Source organism: Bradyrhizobium sp. 44 (genome assembly GCF_023073095.1).
Lineage (GTDB): Bacteria > Pseudomonadota > Alphaproteobacteria > Rhizobiales > Xanthobacteraceae > Bradyrhizobium.
On sequence record NZ_JADPIY010000020.1, the window covers coordinates 487,840 to 502,189 of the forward strand.

Annotated in this window: 16 protein-coding genes; 10 read left to right on the top strand and 6 right to left on the bottom strand. The window is 64.9% G+C overall.

What is annotated here, in order from left to right; translation table 11 throughout:
* Positions 1-40: 40 nt before the first annotated feature.
* From IVB41_RS24530 to IVB41_RS24540, 3 genes are all read left to right on the top strand, one after another.
* Positions 41-988, top strand: coding sequence for a hypothetical protein (locus tag IVB41_RS24530; protein ID WP_247435703.1), 948 nt, complete (start codon positions 41-43; stop codon positions 986-988).
* 125 nt (positions 989-1,113) lie between these two features.
* Positions 1,114-1,545, top strand: coding sequence for a MerR family transcriptional regulator (locus IVB41_RS24535; RefSeq protein WP_027566992.1), 432 nt, complete (start codon positions 1,114-1,116; stop codon positions 1,543-1,545).
* Positions 1,478-1,921 carry a carboxymuconolactone decarboxylase family protein gene (locus IVB41_RS24540; protein WP_027566991.1) on the top strand — a complete coding sequence of 148 codons (444 nt, stop codon included), beginning with the start codon at positions 1,478-1,480 and terminating at the stop codon, positions 1,919-1,921. The genes IVB41_RS24535 and IVB41_RS24540 overlap by 68 nt, the downstream gene beginning before the upstream one ends.
* Positions 1,922-1,998: 77 nt before the next feature.
* Here the strand turns inward: IVB41_RS24540 and rimO are convergent, their stop codons facing one another.
* A complete protein-coding gene (gene rimO, locus IVB41_RS24545; RefSeq protein WP_027566990.1) occupies positions 1,999-3,324 on the bottom strand; it encodes a 30S ribosomal protein S12 methylthiotransferase RimO in 1,326 nt (441 codons plus the stop codon).
* Positions 3,325-3,435: 111 nt separating this feature from the next.
* Between rimO and IVB41_RS24550 the strand changes: the two genes are divergently transcribed.
* The 5 genes from IVB41_RS24550 (at position 3,436) to IVB41_RS24570 (ending at position 9,247) form a co-directional block, all read left to right on the top strand.
* Positions 3,436-4,026: an ANTAR domain-containing response regulator gene (locus tag IVB41_RS24550; RefSeq protein WP_007590901.1), complete on the top strand. Its 591-nt coding sequence runs from the start codon at positions 3,436-3,438 to the stop codon at positions 4,024-4,026.
* Positions 4,023-5,186: a CmpA/NrtA family ABC transporter substrate-binding protein gene (locus IVB41_RS24555; protein ID WP_247435705.1), complete on the top strand. Its 1,164-nt coding sequence runs from the start codon at positions 4,023-4,025 to the stop codon at positions 5,184-5,186. The genes IVB41_RS24550 and IVB41_RS24555 overlap by 4 nt, the downstream gene beginning before the upstream one ends.
* A gap of 331 nt (positions 5,187-5,517) precedes the next feature.
* A complete protein-coding gene (locus IVB41_RS24560) occupies positions 5,518-7,290 on the top strand; it encodes a NirA family protein (RefSeq protein ID WP_247435708.1) in 1,773 nt (590 codons plus the stop codon).
* Positions 7,287-8,894 carry a sulfite reductase subunit alpha gene (locus tag IVB41_RS24565; protein WP_247435711.1) on the top strand — a complete coding sequence of 536 codons (1,608 nt, stop codon included), beginning with the start codon at positions 7,287-7,289 and terminating at the stop codon, positions 8,892-8,894. Before IVB41_RS24560 ends, IVB41_RS24565 begins: the two co-directional genes overlap by 4 nt.
* A gap of 200 nt (positions 8,895-9,094) precedes the next feature.
* Positions 9,095-9,247 carry a hypothetical protein gene (locus tag IVB41_RS24570; protein WP_247435714.1) on the top strand — a complete coding sequence of 51 codons (153 nt, stop codon included), beginning with the start codon at positions 9,095-9,097 and terminating at the stop codon, positions 9,245-9,247.
* Positions 9,248-9,373: 126 nt separating this feature from the next.
* On the opposite strand, the gene IVB41_RS24575 is transcribed toward IVB41_RS24570, so the two are convergent.
* The 3 genes from IVB41_RS24575 to pxpB are packed head-to-tail and all read right to left on the bottom strand — an operon-like array spanning position 9,374 to position 11,942.
* The gene (locus IVB41_RS24575; protein WP_018457913.1) at positions 9,374-10,144 is read right to left on the bottom strand and encodes a LamB/YcsF family protein; all 771 of its coding nucleotides are present in this window, start codon (positions 10,142-10,144) and stop codon (positions 9,374-9,376) included.
* A gap of 32 nt (positions 10,145-10,176) precedes the next feature.
* Entirely contained in the window at positions 10,177-11,214 is a 1,038-nt protein-coding gene (locus tag IVB41_RS24580; RefSeq protein WP_247435718.1) for a biotin-dependent carboxyltransferase family protein, read from the bottom strand.
* Complete coding sequence (gene pxpB, locus IVB41_RS24585) at positions 11,211-11,942, bottom strand: 5-oxoprolinase subunit PxpB (protein ID WP_247408769.1); 732 nt, start codon at positions 11,940-11,942, stop codon at positions 11,211-11,213. The genes IVB41_RS24580 and pxpB overlap by 4 nt, the downstream gene beginning before the upstream one ends.
* Before the next feature lie 247 nt (positions 11,943-12,189).
* On the opposite strand from pxpB, the gene IVB41_RS24590 reads away from it, so the two are divergent.
* Positions 12,190-12,888, top strand: a complete 699-nt coding sequence (locus IVB41_RS24590; RefSeq protein WP_007590912.1) for a ribonuclease activity regulator RraA — start codon at positions 12,190-12,192, stop codon at positions 12,886-12,888.
* Positions 12,889-12,913: 25 nt separating this feature from the next.
* Entirely contained in the window at positions 12,914-13,318 is a 405-nt protein-coding gene (locus tag IVB41_RS24595; RefSeq protein WP_247289948.1) for a cupin domain-containing protein, read from the top strand.
* Between the two features lie 62 nt (positions 13,319-13,380).
* Here IVB41_RS24595 and IVB41_RS24600 read toward each other — a convergent pair whose 3' ends face one another.
* Both IVB41_RS24600 and IVB41_RS24605 read right to left on the bottom strand, forming a co-directional pair.
* On the bottom strand, positions 13,381-13,731 hold the full coding sequence (locus IVB41_RS24600; RefSeq protein WP_007590916.1) for a hypothetical protein: 351 nt from the start codon (positions 13,729-13,731) through the stop codon (positions 13,381-13,383).
* A 180-nt stretch (positions 13,732-13,911) separates the two neighbouring features.
* A partial coding sequence (locus tag IVB41_RS24605) for a DUF2147 domain-containing protein (RefSeq protein WP_247435721.1) occupies positions 13,912-14,350 on the bottom strand: 439 nt, incomplete at its 5' end.

Here is a 14,350-nt window from a genome sequence, read left to right on the forward strand (position 1 = left end):
CGGACCAAGAGGGGCGGGACCAGCCAGATAGTTTTAAGCCTTGTCCGAGACGCCTTATCCGATCGACCTCGACAGCATTCGCGGCGCGTTTCCGCCGGGTATCGAGGCGCCGCCGTTGTTGCTGGACTTCGCCGGCTGGCTGAAGGGACGGCCCTGGGGCAGCGTCGGCTGCTTCTCGCTGCAAGGCCAGTTTTCCGATCAGGCGCCGATTGTCGACGGCAGTCCCTTGCGCGACAGGTTTTCGCTGTTCATGCGGCTGCCGGATGGCTCGGCTGTCGGCGGCTGGTATGGCGCGGGTCTCGACCGCGACAATCCGCCGATCGTGGGGCTTGGCTCCGAGGGTGATTACGAACTGCTGGCGCCGAGCCTCGATGGCCTGCTCGCAAAACTGACGTCGCAACAATTCGACAAGGCTTGGAGCGATCTGAAGCCGCACGACGGGATCGAATGCCAGACGGTCGAGCTCGCGCAGTGGCTCACCGGACGCCTGAGCGGGGAGATGGTGGCGCCCGATGACGATCCGTCGGAGCTGCCCGACTTTCGCGGCTTCATGGAAAAATGGAGCCGGGATCGCGAAGACTATTGGGCCAATCATCGCTTGATGGCCGAACTCGGCTGGCGCCTCGCCGCGCATCTGCCGAAGGGCAAGAAGCCCCGGGACAAGACGAGCTTCGAGATCGCGATCGTCGGCAGGCAATACCAAGCGCGCGTCCTGTCGCGCGGACCGCAGCCGTTCGAGGAAGCCGCCGCGATCGAATCCCTGCTGCGCGATCTGCGCGAGGAGATGCGGAAGGCGCAGCCCGAGCTCGGGCTGTGGTACGCGATGAAATTCGGCCTCTATGCCGACGGCCGCGTCATGCCCAACTTCGAATACGATGTGCGCCCGAGCATCGACGGCGAGTTGGCGAAGCTGTCCGAGGCGCAAGCTGATCTTGCCCGCGCGCCTCGGCCGGAGCGCTGGGTGCCGAAATGGCTGGCGGGATCTTGAAGCTCGGAATGCCGCGACGCTGCCGCCCAGCCGGCGCGCCGAAATCTTTGCACCTTCGATCCCCCTTGACTTAGAGCGCGCTCGAAGGGGTATCTGTACGTGCGTCAGTACGAGAACGGGCACACATGAAGATCGGCGACCTCGCAAAACGGACCGGCCTGTCGACGCACACGCTGCGTTACTATGAGCGCATCGGGCTGCTTCCATACGCCGACCGGGATCGCTCCGGCCAGCGCGACTTTGACGCATCGATCCTCACATGGATCGCATTCCTTGGGCGGCTCAAGACCACGGGAATGCCGATCCGGGACATGTTGCGTTACGCGGCGCTTCGGGATGAAGGCGACGCTACCGGCACAAGCCGGCGGCAGATTCTGGAAGTCCACCGGGAACAGGTACGCACGCAGATTGCCGAACTCCAGGAATGCCTGCTCGTCCTTGATACCAAGATCGCCGGCTATGCCAGCGACGAACAGAGGACGAAGGAAAATGACGCACGCCCAAACACAAGACGAAAGCCGCTTCGATCGCGGCCAGCGGGCCCTGTCACGCATTGACGGCAGAGCTGGTGAAGCGGTCGTCGCTTCACTCGCAGACATCGCTCCGGATTTCGCACGATACGTGATCGAGTTTCCGTTCGGCGACATTTACTGCCGCCCGGACCTTGGCCTGCGCGATCGAGAGATCGCGACCATCGCCGCGCTGACGGCGCTCGGAAATGCCGCGCCTCAGCTCAAAGTCCATCTCGAGGCAGGTCTGAACGTCGGGCTCTCTCGCGACGAGATCGTGGAGATCATCATGCAGATGGCCGTCTATGCGGGCTTCCCGGCGGCGCTGAACGGGCTGTTCGCAGCCAAGGAAGTGTTCGCCGCACGCGACGAACAGCAGGCGTCGGGAGAAGCGAACGGCGGGCGTGATGTTGCCGTAGCTTAGCGACGGCTCGCGACCTCTCCCGCTTGCGGGAGAGCTTGCAGCGAGATCGTGGCTGCACCGGCCGTGACAGCCGAAGATCAGAATCCCGTGACGCTGCCGTGCAGGTCGTATTGGTCGGCGCGCTCGATCTTCGCGGTGACGATCTCGCCAACGCGCAAGGGGCGGCGGCTCGACAGGTAGACGGCGCCGTCGATCTCCGGCGCATCGGCCTTGGAGCGGCCTTTCGAGACGGTCGGGCCGACCTCGTCGATGATGATCTGCTGGCGGGTGCCGACCTTGCGCTTCAGCCTGCGCGCAGAGATCTTCTGCTGGCGCGCCATCAGCGCATTATAGCGCTCCTGCTTGATCTCTTCCGGCACGGGGTTCTCGATCGCGTTCGCGGTCGCGCCGGCGACGGGCTCGTATTTGAAGCAGCCGAGCCGATCGATCTCGGCTTCGTCCAGCCAGTCGAGCAGATAGGCGAAGTCGGCATCGGTTTCGCCGGGAAAGCCGACGATGAAGGTCGAGCGCAAAGCAAGATCGGGACATTGCTCGCGCCAGCGCTTGATGCGCGCCAGCGTCTTGTCCTGCGCGGCCGGGCGCTTCATCGCCTTCAGCACCTCGGGGCTCGCATGCTGGAACGGGATGTCGAGATAGGGCAGCACCTTGCCCTCGTTCATCAGCGCGATGACCTCGTCGACATGCGGGTAGGGGTAGACATATTGCAGCCGCACCCAGGCGCCGAGCTCGCCGAGCTCGCGCGCAAGGTCGATGAACTTGGCGCGGACCTGGCGATCCTTCCACGGGCTTTCGGCGTATTTGAGATCGACGCCGTAGGCCGAGGTGTCTTGCGAGATCACCAGCAGCTCCTTGACGCCGGCAGCGACCAGGCGCTCGGCCTCGCGCAGCACGTCGTTGGCCGGACGTGAGACGAGGTCGCCACGCAGTTTTGGAATGATGCAGAAGGTGCAGCGGTTGTTGCAACCCTCGGAGATTTTCAAATAGGCGTAGTGCCGCGGCGTCAGCTTGATGCCCTGCGGCGGCACCAGATCGAGATGCGGATTGTGGGCGGGCGGCAGCGCGCGATGCACGGCGTCCAGCACGCTCTCATATTGCTGCGGGCCGGTGATCGAGAGCACGCCGGGATAGGCCTGCTCGATCTGCTCGGGTTCCGCGCCCATGCAACCGGTCACGATCACCTTGCCGTTCTCGGCCATGGCCTCGCCGATCGCCGAGAGCGATTCCTGCTTGGCGCTGTCGAGGAAGCCGCAGGTGTTGACGATGACGATGTCGGCCCCGTCATGCTTGCGGGCGAGCTCGTAGCCCTCGGCGCGCAGGCGCGTGATGATGCGCTCGGAATCCACCAAAGCCTTGGGGCACCCGAGCGACACGAAGCTGACCTTGGGCGCAGCCGTCTGATCCATATCCAAATCTGCCTGATTGACAGGGTTGAGCTAGTCCCAATTGCCCATAATTACAACCCTTTGCATGGCCTGCGGGCATGCTATGGATGAATCACTGGTGGTGAGTGAGCAATGAGCGCCGAACAGTCGCCCAAAATCGTGATCGTCGACGAAAGCCCGATCCGGGCTGCGATCCTCGAGGAAGGGTTGCGGGAGGCCGGATTCACGCAGATCGTCCATATCCGCGAGATGCAGAGCCTGCTCGCCCGTATTTATGCGGTCGATCCCGACATCATCCTGATCGATCTGGAAAACCCCAGCCGCGACGTGCTGGAAGCGATGTTCCAGGTCAGCCGCGCCGTGAAGCGGCCGATCGCGATGTTCGTCGACCAGAGCGATTCATCCTCGATCCAGGCGTCGGTCGAGGCGGGGGTCTCCGCCTATATCGTCGACGGGCTGAGGAAGGAGCGCATCAAGCCGATCCTCGACCTCTGCGTGTCGCGCTTCAATGCCTTCGCAAAACTCCAGGAGGAACTGGAGCGCACCAAGTCGCAGCTCGAGGATCGCAAGGTCATCGAGAAGGCCAAGGGCATCCTGATGAAGGTGAAAGGCCTCACCGAGGACGAGGCCTATGTGCTGCTGCGCTCCACTGCGATGCGCGAGAAGAAGAAAATCGGCGAGATCGCCCAGTCGATCATCACCGCGTCGGAGATGCTGAAATGACCGCTCCCCTCCGCATCGGGTTCATTCCGCTGGTCGATGCCGCAGCGCTGATCGTTGCTGTCGACAAGGGATTTGCCGCGGCCGAAGGGCTCGAGGTCGAACTGGTCCGCGAGGTCTCCTGGTCGAACGTCCGCGACAAGCTCAATATCGGCTTGTTCGACGCCGCGCATCTGCTCGCGCCCGTCGCGATCGCGTCCTCGCTCGGTCTCGGTCACGTCAAGGTGCCGATCGCGGCGCCGTTCAATCTCGGCATCAACGGCAATGCGATCACGGTGTCGCCGGCGCTTCATGCCGCGCTGATGGAGGAGATCGACGGCGACCGCTTCGATCCGCTCGCCACGGCAAAAGCGTTGGCGCGTGTGGTCGCCAAGAGGCGCAAGGCGGGAGCCGATCCGTTAACCTTCGGCATGACCTTCCCGTTCTCGACCCACAATTATCAATTGCGATTCTGGATGGCGGCGGCCGGCGTCGATCCCGACGAGGACGTGCGGCTGGTGGTGCTGCCGCCGCCCTATATGGTCGACAGCCTCGCCAATGGTCATGTCGATGCGTTCTGCGTCGGCGCGCCCTGGAATTCGATCGCGGTCGATCTCGGGATCGGCCACATCCTGCATTTCGTCTCCGACATCCTGGCCCATGCGGCGGAGAAGGTGCTGGCGCTCCGCCAGGTCTGGGCCGACAAGAATCCGGACGTGGTCGCCAGCCTGGTGCGTGCGGCGGTGAAAGCCGCCGAGTTCATCGAGCATCCGGAAAACCGCACCGAAGCGGCGCAGATCCTGGCGCAGCCCGAGCGGATCGGCGTCGATGCCGAAGTCATCCAGCGCACCCTCACGGGACGCCTCAAGATTTCGCCGGACGGCACCTTTCGCGAGAGCGGCAGCTACCTTCTGGTGGGACGCGAGGAAGCAGGGCGCCCCGATCCGGTCCAGGCTGCTTGGCTCTATGCGCAGATGGTGCGCTGGGGGCAGACGACGCTGACGCCCGACGGGGTCAAGACGGCCATGGCCGTGTTCAGGCCCGATCTCTACGACGGCGCCCTCGGCCGCCGGCCGCCCGCCCAGGCCCCCGCGGCATTCGGCGCATTCGCCGGTCCCGCCTTCGATCCCGCCAATATTCGGGGGCATCTTGAAGCCTTCGAGGTGGGCCGCTGGAGGGCGTGATTCGGGTCTGCATCGTTTTTGAGCGTGGAGATCCGAGTCTAAATTTTAGGCCGACTGCTCGAATTTCATAAGAGTTCCAGAGGCCGGAGTTCCCACGGGCGCCCTTAACCGCCTGATACCCCACACATTTTCATTTCGCCGAAGCTGGCACGCAACTTGAATGTTGCAGTGCGGCCAGCCTGTCACAGATGCCTGCTGAGCCAAGTCCCCAGCAACGAAGCTGATCGGACCGTTGGGCGCACAGCCGGCTATCGAGCCAGCCGAGCTCCTCGCGGGTCGTGCACTTTCCGTCGATACCACCCCGGTGGCCGCAGGAGCTTCGTTACTGACCATGAAAATCGACACCGTCTCAGTCGACTTTACCGACGACCAGAAACGCTACCTCGAAGGCTTCACGACCGGTCTGCAGATCAGTCGCGTCGGTCTCGGCGGCGCCGGCAAGGCGAACGCGGAGCCGACCGGTCCCGATGCCGTGCACATCAAGGCGCAGGACAAGGTCATCGCCGCAGGCAAGAAGCTCGCCGACCAGGAGAAGGTCAAGCGCGACGAGCATCCCTTCGATGCGTATCCGCGTCTCCGCCAGCAGGCCCTCGACAATACGCCGCCGAGCCCGGCGGATAATTTTCGCTGGCGCTATTACGGCATCTTCTACGTCGCGCCGACGCAGGACTCCTACATGTGCCGTCTGCGCATTCCGAACGGCATCATGAAGCACTGGCAGCTGTCCGGCCTTGCCGATCTCGCCGATGAAACGTGCGGGCCTTATAGCCACGTCACGACGCGCGCCAACCTGCAGCTTCGCGAGATCCCGCCGAAGAACGCCGTGAAGCTGATCGAGGGCATTCAGGACCTCGGCCTGTGCTCGCGCGGCTCCGGCGCCGACAACATCCGCAACGTGACGGGAACGCCGACGGCGGGCATCGATCCGCAGGAGCTGATCGACACGCGCCCTTATGCGCGCGAGTGGCACTACCACATCCTGAATGATCGCTCGCTGTATGGCCTGCCGCGCAAGTTCAACGTCGCCTTCGACGGTGCCGGCAGGATCGCCGTGCTCGAAGAGACCAACGACATCGCTTTCACGGCGTATGAGGTGACGGACGGCTTCGGCGTCGAGCCCGGGATCTGGTTCCGCCTCGGCCTCGGCGGCATCACCGGTCACAAGGAGTTCGCAAGGTACTCCGGCATCATCGTCAAGCCGGAGCAGGCGACCGCTGTTGCCGACGCCATCGTGCGCGTCTTCATCGAGCACGGCGACCGCACCAACCGCAACAAGGCACGGCTGAAATACGTGCTCGACGCCATGGGTCATGACGGCTTTATCAAGCTGGTCGAGGAACGGCTGAAGACGCCGTTCGCGCGCGTGCCGGAAGAGGCGTTTGCGCCGCGGCCGGCCGCGGACCGCATGGCGCATATCGGCGTGCACAGGCAGAAGCAGGACGGCCTGAACTGGATCGGCGTGTCGCTGACGCTCGGCAAGATCAGCTGCGATCAGATGAGGGGCCTCGCCAAGGTGGCGCGGGACCTCGGCGACGGCGAGATCCGTCTGACCGTCTGGCAGAACCTGCTGATATCAGGGGTGCGTGACGAGAATGTCGAGCTTGCCATCGCGGCGATCAAGCAGATCGGGCTCGCGGTCGAGGCGTCGCATATCCGCGCCGGCCTGATCGCCTGCACTGGCAATGCCGGTTGCCGCTTTGCCGCCTCCAACACCAAGCGCCACGCTGCCGAGATCGGCGACTGGTGCGAGCCGCGCGTCGAGATGGACAAGCCGGTCAACATCCACGTTACCGGCTGCCACCATTCCTGTGCCCAGCATTACATCAGCGACATCGGCCTGATCGGGGCGCGCGTGCCTGTCAACGAGGAGGACACGGTGGAGGGTTATCATCTCTTCACCGGCGGCGGGTTCGGTCCCGACGCCGACGTCGGGCAGGAGGTCTACCACGACCTCAAGGCAGAGGACGCGCCGAAGACGGTCGAAGGACTGCTCAAGGCCTATATCGCCCATCGCTCGTCTCCCGACGAAACCTTCCTGTCCTTTGCGCGTCGCCACGACGGCGAGACGCTGCGCAAGCTTGCCGATGCCGAGGTGTCCTCATGAACCAGATCAGCCCTCCGCCCAAACTCGACATCATTCCCACGAGCGCTCCGTTCTCCGACGCGCAACGCTCCTGGCTGAACGGCTTCTTTGCCGGGTTGCTGTCGCCTGAGGCGGCCACGCCGCTGTCGGCCGAGCAGGGCGCCGCTGTCATGCAGGCCGGTGACGGTGACGACGGTGAAGCGCCGTGGCACGACCAGACCATGCCGATCGCCGATCGGATGAAGCTCGCCGAAGGCCGTCCCGTACGGCGCAAGATGATGGCGGCCATGGCGCAGCAGGATTGCGGGCAATGCGGCTACAATTGCCACGACTATTCGGAGGCCATCGCGAGCCGCAGTGAAGCGCGGCTCAACCTCTGCGTCCCCGGCGGCAAGGAAACCGCGCGGATGCTGAAGTCGCTCCACGAAGAACTGGACAAGGCGCCGGGGGCCAAGGCGTCCGACAAGGTCGACGCGGTGGCGGCCCCCGCCGTGACCGTGACGATCGCCGAGCCCGGCCGCTCGCGCGACAACCCCGTTGCGGCGGCCTTCCTGTCGCGCCGTCTTCTCAACAAGGGAAAGTCGGAGAAGGAAACCTATCACGTCGAGTTCGACCTTTCCGAGAGTAAGCTCGACTATGTCGTCGGTGACAGTTTTGGCGTGTTCGCGCGCAACGAGCTCGGTCTCGTCGACCAGGTCATCGCCTTGCTTGGCGCGTCCCACACCACCAAGGTCAATGGCAAGACGCTGCGCGAGGTGCTGATCGACGACGTCTCGCTGTCGCCGGCGCCCGACACGCTGTTCGAACTGCTCTCCTTCATCACTGGCGGCGCGCAGCGCGAGAGGGCGCGGGCACTGGCGCAGGGCGAGGATCCCGATGGCGATGCCGCCACGCTCGACGTCATGGCGGCGCTGCAGAAGTTCTCGGGCACGCGGCCGCATCCGGAAGCCTTCGTCGAGGCGCTGGAGCCGCTGCAGCCGCGGCTCTATTCGATCTCGTCGTCGCACAATGCGACGCCTGGAAGGCTGTCGCTGACGGTCGATTCCGTGCGCTACATGATCGGCAAGCGAAAGCGCATCGGCGTCGCCTCGACCTTCCTCGGCGAGCGCATCGCCGAGGGCGACAAGCTCAAGGTCTATGTCCAGAAGGCGCACAATTTCGGCCTGCCGCAGGATCCGAAGACGCCGATCATCATGATCGGCCCCGGCACCGGCATTGCGCCGTTCCGCGCCTTCCTGTTCGACCGCAAGGCGACCGGCGCGCCCGGCAAGAATTGGCTGTTCTTCGGCCATCAGCGCAGCGATTGCGACTTCTTCTACCAGGAGGAGCTCAACGCGATGAAGACCTCGGGCCTGCTCACGCGCATGTCGCTGGCCTGGTCGCGCGACGGCGAGAAGAAGTTCTACGTGCAGGACCGCATGCGCGAGGTCGGCCGCGAATTGTGGACGTGGCTCGCCGAGGGGGCGCATCTCTACATCTGCGGCGATGCCAAGCGCATGGCCAAGGACGTCGAACGTGCACTGGTCGATATCGTCGCCCAGTTCGGGGCGCGTTCGACTGACGAAGCCGTCAGTTTTGTCGCCGAACTCAAGAAGACCGGCCGCTTCCAGGCTGACGTCTACTAGCTGTCATCCTGCCGTCATCCGGGCCGGTTCCAACTGGCTCGGATTTGAACGAATAAGATTCTCGGAACTTGGGGGTGGGGAGAATTTGCTCCTGCAATGCAGGGTTTTTAGAGAACCGGCATCGCTATTTCCGCGGGTCTCTTGCCCGCCACCCCCGTTGATCCCTCATAATCCCGCAAATGGGGCATTGGAGATCGACCATGCGCGAACTATCGGCGGAAGCCAGGCTGCACTTCTGCGCGCGCTCGCTCTCGCGGCGGACCGGTGCGAGCGTGCATCATGCTGCGATGTACAGCGCCTTCGCGGTCATCGCCGCCATCGTGTTCGGCACGCTCTCGGTGCACCCGTTTTAACGAGTCTTCGCAGCTCTCGTAGGGTGGGCAAAGGCGCGCTTGCGCCGTGCCCATCATCTCTCAGCAAGCAGGATGGATTTTGGTGGGCACGCTTCGCTTTGCCCACCCTACGTTACCGAGCAAGCCTCACGCCCCGCGCTTGAACGGCGCGACCTCGATCCCTGCATCTTTCAACGCCTGCCGCAGGCCGCGCGCGATGTCGACGGCGCCGGGCGTATCGCCGTGGATGCAGACCGTGTCGGTGCGCATCTTGATGACCTTGCCCGTGACCGAGACCACCGCGCCGTCCTGCACCATGCGCACCACGCGGTCGGCGATCGCCTTGGCGTCATGCAGCACTGCACCGGGCTTCTTGCGCGAGACGAGATTGCCGTCGTCCTCATAGGCGCGGTCGGCGAACACCTCGTGCACCATCGGCAGATTGGCGGCTTCGCCAGCCTTCACCAGCTTCGAATTGGCGAGCACGACGAATATTAGGCTCGGATCGACCGCCTTGATGCCGGCGGCGATCGCCTTCGCGGTCATGTCATCCTCGCAGGCGACGTTGGAGAGCGCGCCATGCGCCTTCACATGCGTGACCTTGTGGCCGGCCGCCGTCGCGATCGCCTGCAACGCGCCGATCTGGTAGGCGACGAGATTCTCGATCTCGGAGGCCTTCAGGCCCGCGATCGGATGGCGGCCGAAGCCGTGCAGGTCGCGATAGCCGGGATGCGCGCCGACGGAGACGCCGCGCGCTTTCGCCAGCTCCACCGTCCGGCGCATGATATCGGGGTCGCCGGCGTGGAAGCCGCAGGCGACGTTGACCGAGCTCGCCAGCTCGATCATGGCGGCATCGTTGCCCATCTCCCACGCGCCAAAACCTTCGCCGAGATCGCAATTGAGATCGATCGTCTTCATGGGGTGCTCTCCGTCTCTGGTCGTCTTGTCGTTTACGGCTCGTCCGCAACCTGCCAGGTCCCGGCGTCGACGGCACTGACAGCATAGCCCGCGACATTGGCATCGCTGAGCGCTTCGATGTTGAGCGCGACGGTGTCGGCGGAGCGCAGGCGATCGGGCAGGTTACGGATCAGTTGCGCAAATTTCCTTGCCGCATCCTGCGCCTCGGCCATGCTGACCGCCTTGAAGCGGAACGCCGTTCCTGCCGAGGTCTGCGCGAGACGGCCGACATCGGCCGTGATCACGGTCGCGATCTTCGGATAGCCGCCGGAGGTGCCGCGATCCATCATCAGCGCGATCGGCGCGCCGTTGCCGGGCACCTGGATGCTGCCGTTGACCGTGCCATCGGAGACGATGTTGTGGCCATGCAAATGCTTGATCGCGGGGCCTTCGAGCCGATAGCCCATGCGGTCGGAAGTCGCCGAAACTTTCCACTCGCTGTCGAGGAATAGCGCCTTGTTGGCGTCGTCGAACTCGTCGTCCTGTGGTCCGAGCAGGACGCGGATCGGACCGTTCGATGGCTTCGGCAATTCGATGCGCAATTCCGGTGCACCGCTTGCGGCATCGACGGTGAACTCGTCGCCGGCCTGCAACGGGCGCGGGTAGGGGCTCCCGAGACCGGCACGGGCGTTGACCGCGAGACTGCCGAACACCGGCTCGCCCTTGATCCCGCCTTCGATCGCCAGATAAGTAAACGCGCCGCCGCGAGCAAAACCCAGCGTCAGCGTCTCGCCGTCCTTCAGCGTCACCGACGTGTCCATGGCGACGGGATTTCCCGCGACGTCCGCATTGCGCGGCGCGCCTGAAACCGCGACGCGCACGGCACCGTCTCGCGCGGTGAACGAGGCGCCGAACGGGCCGATCTCGACAACGGCTGCGAACGGTTCGTTGCCGACGAGCTTGTTCGCCGCCGCGAGCGACAGGCGGTCCATCGCTCCGCTGACCGTCAGGCCATAGCGTTGCGCGCCATGGCGTCCGCCGTCCTGGACCGAGCTTGCGGGCCCGATGCTGGCGATCACGAGCCGGCTCATGCGACCACCTGCTCGGCGATGATCTCACCGGCCTCGGCGGCGCGGTCCTGTTCCTCGAACGTCTTGTGGTCGATGGCGAAAAACGTCACGCGATCGCCGGGTTCGGTGAGGAAGGTCGGATTGCGGTGGAGCTGATAGGTCCGTACCGGTGTGCGGCCGAGCAGGTGCCAGCCGCTCGGCGCTGCCAGGCACTGGATTCCGGCCTGGATGCCGCCGATCGAGATCGTGCCGGCAGGCGTCAGCAGCCGCGGATTCTGCCGCCGCGACATCTGCAGGGATTTGTCGAGGCCGCTGAGATAGGACCAGCCCGGTGTAAAGCCGATCATGGCAACCTTGTAGTCGCCGGCGACGTGGCGCGCGACGATGTCGTCGGGTGTGGTGTTCAGCGCCTTCGCGACGTCCTCGAGGTCGATGCCGTGCTCGCCGCCATAGGCGACGGGAATACGCCAGCGGCGCGCCTTAGTGGCTGGCGGCAGCGGCTGGCTGGCGAGCGCGAGCAGCTTTTCGCCAAGTGCGTCGAAGTCGATCTTGCCGGGATCGTAATGCACCAGCAGCGAGCGATAGGTCGGCACGGACTCGGTGATGGCATCGATCGAGCTTGCTGCGAGCGCCTTGTCGAGCGCCAGCACGCGCTGGTTGGCGTCGTCGTCGATGGTACGGCTGAACTCGACCGTGACGGCGCTGTCGCCACTGGGCAGAAGGCGGGGCGGGGGAAGCGTCGCGGACATGGGCTGTCGAAATCGGGCTTCTGGAGATACGCGGGCTCGGCCTTGAGCTCCGCTCGTTCCTGCTTCGCGTAAATGCGCCCGCAAGTCCAATAAATTAATGCAGGGGGAGAGGATAAAGCCTTGTTATCGCGACGCATAACTGCGCTGCGGCCCTGCATGGTTGGTATCCTCTTGGCCCTTGACGCAAGGCCCGCACCCCGCAAGATGCGCGCGTTCTTTCCCGCCCATCCGGAGCTCGTCTGTTTCCATGTCGCTGTCCCCCGAAGCCCGCAAGACCCTCGCCGGCATCACCACTGCCACCATCACCACGGTCCTGCTGAAGAAGGGCCTGCGCAACATCTGGATGCGCGGCGCGCGTCCGCTGCGCCCGGGTCTGCCGCGCCTGGTGGGACCGGCCTTCACGCTGCGCTTCGTGCCCGCGCGGGAGGATCTGGCGACGCCGGAATCCTGGTCGTCGCCGATCTCGACCCGCACCGCGATCGAGGCGATGCCGGAGGGCTGCATCGCCGTGGTCGATGCCATGGGCATCACCGACGCCGGCATCTTCGGCGACATCCTGTGCGCGCGCATGATGAAGCGCGGCGTCACCGCACTCGTCACCGACGGTGTCGTGCGTGACGTCGAGGGCGTGCTCGGCACCAACTTGCCGGTCTGGTGCGACGGCTATGCCGCGCCGCCGTCGGTTGCCGGCCTGACCTTCGTCGGCTGGGGCGAGCCGATCGGCTGCGGCGGCGTTGCGGTGTTCCCGAACGACATCGTTGTCGCCGACCAGGACGGCTGCGTGCTGATCCCGCAGGCGATGCTCGAGCACGTGCTCAACGAGGGTGTCGAGCAGGAGCGGATGGAAGCCTGGATCGTCAACGAGGTGAACAACGGCGCGGTGCTTCCGGGCCTCTATCCCATGAACGCCGAGACCAAGGCGCGCTACGCCGCAAGCAAGAAGTAATCGGGAAGGAAACGAGGTAAATCCAATGGAGATCACTGTAGCAGGCACGCGGCCGACACGCCGTGCGCCCGGGGAACACTTCACCGGCACCGTGTGGCAGGACCCCGTGATCATGGCGCCCGCGCCGGCGCGGCTGAACTGCTCGCGCGTCTCGTTCGAGCCGGGCGCGCGCACCAACTGGCATCACCATCCGCTCGGGCAGACGCTCTATGTGATTTCGGGGGTCGGCCGGGTCCAGACCAAGGGCGGCCCTGTCATCGAAATCCGTCCCGGCGACACCGTCTGGATTCCACCGGGCGAGCTGCACTGGCACGGCGGTTCGCCGACCAACGGCATGACCCACATCGCCATGCAGGAAGCGCTCGACGGTGTGTTCTCGACCTGGTTGGATCCGGTGACCGACGCGGAATACGGCGCGGCGGTCGGCTAGTTTGCGTGACCCGGCTTTGCGCAGCGACGCTTTGCGTCGCTGTTCGTCCGGGACACGGCACCCTACATCCGCTCCGCCGTCCAGGTGCCCGTGCACATGCTGCCGCGCCAGGTACCTGAGCCAGAGGTGCCGCTGAGCCGGCCGAAGCCGACGGCGCGCTTGATGCCGGTGCTCAAGGTGACATTGATGCTGCCGGCATCCGCAACGCGGCCTGACGCCGTCACCATGGCGCTGCTCGAGGCGATCTGACCGTTGTTGATGCCGATTGCGACGGTCGAGCCGTTACCGCAGGTCTCGCTCGACGACGAGATGCGGACATTCCATGCGCCGTCGAAAGTGCTGGCGCTGGCCTGCGCGGCCGGCAATGCGATGACAATGATTGTGGCGAAGAGAGCCTTGCGAAATCCGTTCATGACACGCCCCTGGGGTTGATCATGCGGGCATCGTGTCACGGCCTCGGAACCGGCGATGTGAGGGCTGTCACGCGCGCGACGGGCTCTGTGATGTCGCGCACGTCGCAATCGATTTGGCGGCAAAAGCAAAGGGACCCGCGCTGCGGGTCCCCTTGTGTCGGTCAGAGTGTCGCCCCGAAGTCAGTTCACACGCGTCCAGGTCTGGCCGCCGCAGAACATGCCGCCGAAGGCGCAGCCCTGCACGCGCAGGCGATCGGTGCCCTTCAGCGCGATGGTTGAATCGTAGGTCGAGCCGGAGTTCGGATCGAGGATGCGACCGGACCATTTCTGGTCCTTGTTCTGATCCTTGCCGGGCTTCATGTTGATCAGAACCTGCTCGCCATTCTGGTTCGATTTCGAATCGACCGAGTAGCCGCAGAGATTGCTGCCGCATTGCTCGATCCGGACCTTGCCTTCCTTCTCCTCGGTGAGCCAGACGCCGAGCGGTGAATTGAGGTCGCGCGTGGGTGCGGCTGCGGGAGCCGGCGGCGCGACGGCAGCCGATTGAACGGGGGCGGGCGCAGGCGCCGGGACGGGAGGCGGAGATGGCGCCGGAGGCGCGGCTGCGACGGTCGGGGCG

Coding starts and splice junctions, on each gene's coding strand:
- IVB41_RS24535 (WP_027566992.1), top strand. CDS start 1,114: ATGAAGATCGGCGACCTCGCAAAACGGACCGGCCTGTCGACGCACACG.
- IVB41_RS24540 (WP_027566991.1), top strand. CDS start 1,478: ATGACGCACGCCCAAACACAAGACGAAAGCCGCTTCGATCGCGGCCAG.
- rimO (WP_027566990.1), bottom strand. CDS start 3,324: ATGGATCAGACGGCTGCGCCCAAGGTCAGCTTCGTGTCGCTCGGGTGC.
- IVB41_RS24550 (WP_007590901.1), top strand. CDS start 3,436: ATGAGCGCCGAACAGTCGCCCAAAATCGTGATCGTCGACGAAAGCCCG.
- IVB41_RS24555 (WP_247435705.1), top strand. CDS start 4,023: ATGACCGCTCCCCTCCGCATCGGGTTCATTCCGCTGGTCGATGCCGCA.
- IVB41_RS24560 (WP_247435708.1), top strand. CDS start 5,518: ATGAAAATCGACACCGTCTCAGTCGACTTTACCGACGACCAGAAACGC.
- IVB41_RS24565 (WP_247435711.1), top strand. CDS start 7,287: ATGAACCAGATCAGCCCTCCGCCCAAACTCGACATCATTCCCACGAGC.
- IVB41_RS24570 (WP_247435714.1), top strand. CDS start 9,095: ATGCGCGAACTATCGGCGGAAGCCAGGCTGCACTTCTGCGCGCGCTCG.
- IVB41_RS24575 (WP_018457913.1), bottom strand. CDS start 10,144: ATGAAGACGATCGATCTCAATTGCGATCTCGGCGAAGGTTTTGGCGCG.
- IVB41_RS24580 (WP_247435718.1), bottom strand. CDS start 11,214: ATGAGCCGGCTCGTGATCGCCAGCATCGGGCCCGCAAGCTCGGTCCAG.
- pxpB (WP_247408769.1), bottom strand. CDS start 11,942: ATGTCCGCGACGCTTCCCCCGCCCCGCCTTCTGCCCAGTGGCGACAGC.
- IVB41_RS24590 (WP_007590912.1), top strand. CDS start 12,190: ATGTCGCTGTCCCCCGAAGCCCGCAAGACCCTCGCCGGCATCACCACT.
- IVB41_RS24595 (WP_247289948.1), top strand. CDS start 12,914: ATGGAGATCACTGTAGCAGGCACGCGGCCGACACGCCGTGCGCCCGGG.
- IVB41_RS24600 (WP_007590916.1), bottom strand. CDS start 13,731: ATGAACGGATTTCGCAAGGCTCTCTTCGCCACAATCATTGTCATCGCA.